Source organism: Azospirillum sp. UFLA03-27, from assembly GCF_059803775.1.
This window is the reverse complement of the sequence record NZ_JAUQTX010000468.1, coordinates 1-1,921: the sequence shown is the minus strand read 5'-3', so window position 1 is coordinate 1,921 and position 1,921 is coordinate 1. Positions and strand designations below refer to the sequence as shown.

The window sequence follows — 1,921 nt, the reverse complement described above, 5'->3', positions numbered from 1 at the left end:
GCGTATAATCGTCGGCAGCGTCAGATGTGTATAAGAGACAGGTGCTGCTGATGGCGCTGGCGATCTTCGTCGGCAGCTTCTTCCTGGTGCCGCGCATCGGCGTGGAGTTCGTGCCCGCTGCCGACCTCGGGGAATCCATCGTCGATGTGGAGACGCCGGTCGGGTCGTCGCTCGACTACACGGCGGCCAAGCTGCGGCAGGTCGAGGCGGCGATCCGCGAGTTTCCGGAGGTCGCCTACACCTACTCCACGGTGAACACGGGCGCGTCGGTCGGCAAGAACCGGGGCAGCGTCTATGTCCGGCTGAAGCCGATCGACCAGCGCACGCGCACCCCGAACACCCTGGCCCCGCCGCTGCGCGAACGGCTGTCGGCGATTCCCGGCGTCCAGATCGGCATCGGCATTCCCGGCGTCGGCGGCGTGCAGAAGCAGATCCAGGTGTCCGTCCAGGGCCGCGACATCGCGGAGCTGGACCGCATCGGCAAGCAGGTGACCGCCGCCATGGCCGGCATCCACGGCTTCGTGGACGTGGACGTCAGCCTGAAGGCCGCCAAGCCGACCCTGTCGGTGCGGCTGGAGCGCGATCTGGCGAGCGACCTCGGCGTCGGCACGGCGCAAGTGGCGAACACGCTGCGTCCCCTCTTCGCCGGCGACAAGGTGTCCACCTGGAAGGCGCCAGACGGCGAGACCTACGACGTGCTGGTGCGCCTGCCGGAAAGCGACCGGGCGGGCCGCGCCGACCTCGACCGCATCTACCTGACCGGCTCCAACGACGCCGAGGGGACGCCGCGCATGGTGCCGCTGTCGCAGGTCAGCCGGGTCGAGACGACGCTCGGCGCCTCGCAGATCAACCGCCGCGACCTGTCGCGCGAGGTCAACGTCCAGGCCAACGTCCAGGGCCGCCCGGCCGGCGATGCCGGCAAGGAGCTCCAGGCGGCCATCGCGGAGATCAAGCTGCCGCCCGGCTACCGCATCGTCTTCGGCGGCTCGACCAAGGACATCGCCGAGACGTCGGCCTACGCCACCCAGGCGCTGCTACTGGCGGTGATCCTGATCTACCTGATCCTGGCCTCGCAGTTCGGCAGCTTCCTGCAGCCCATCGCCATCATGATGTCGCTGCCGCTGTCGCTGGTCGGGGTGTTCCTGGGGCTTCTCGTCGCCGGCTCCACCCTGAACATCTTCAGCGCCATCGGCTTCATCATGCTGATGGGACTGGTGACCAAGAATGCGATCCTTCTGGTCGACTTTGCCAACCAGGCCCGCGCCCGCGGGGTGGACCTGCGCGACGCGGTGGTGGAGGCCGGCATCATCCGCCTGCGCCCCATCGTCATGACCACCATGGCGATGATCTTCGGCATGATCCCGCTGGCGCTCGGCATCGGCGAGGGCGCTCAGCAGCGCGCCCCCATGGCCCACGCGGTGATCGGCGGCCTCATCAGCTCCACCCTGCTCACCCTGCTGGTGGTTCCGGTGATCCTCACGTACCTCGACGCGCTGTCCCGGCGCTTCAAGCGCTGGTTCGCCCACAAGGACCCGGACGCTGTGGCGCACGGCACGGCTGCGGAGTAAGTCACCTCAGGTGCTCCAGCATCAGGAACAGCCCGAGCGCCAGCAGGCCGAGGAAGAAGCAGCGCCGGAACACCTCCGCTCGCACCCGCCGGCGGAGGCTCTGGCCGAGCGCCATCCCGGCCAGGGCCGGCAGCAGGGACGCCAGTGATCCCCAGGCCAGCGTGCCGTCGAACAGCCCGTGCTGCGCCAGCCCGGCGGCCAAAGCCAGCGTGGACACCGTGAAGGACAGGCCGAGCGCCTGGATCAGCCGGTCGCGCTCCAGCTCCAGCGCCTGGAGGTAGGGCACGGCGGGGATGACGAAGACGCCGGTGGCTGTCTCTTATACACATCTGACGCTGCCGACGATTATACGC

Annotated in this window: 1 protein-coding gene and 1 pseudogene; one reads left to right on the top strand and one right to left on the bottom strand. The window is 68.8% G+C overall.

The genetic code is table 11. From position 1 onward, the window contains the following. Positions 1–26 precede the first annotated feature (26 nt). Positions 27–1,568: an efflux RND transporter permease subunit gene (locus Q4I23_RS32415; RefSeq protein WP_498528966.1), complete on the top strand. Its 1,542-nt coding sequence runs from the start codon at positions 27–29 to the stop codon at positions 1,566–1,568. 1 nt (position 1,569) lies between these two features. Here Q4I23_RS32415 and Q4I23_RS32410 read toward each other — a convergent pair. Continuing rightward, positions 1,570–1,869: pseudogene (locus Q4I23_RS32410) on the bottom strand (TSUP family transporter); the annotation flags it as partial. Between the last annotated feature and the right edge of the window lie 52 nt (positions 1,870–1,921).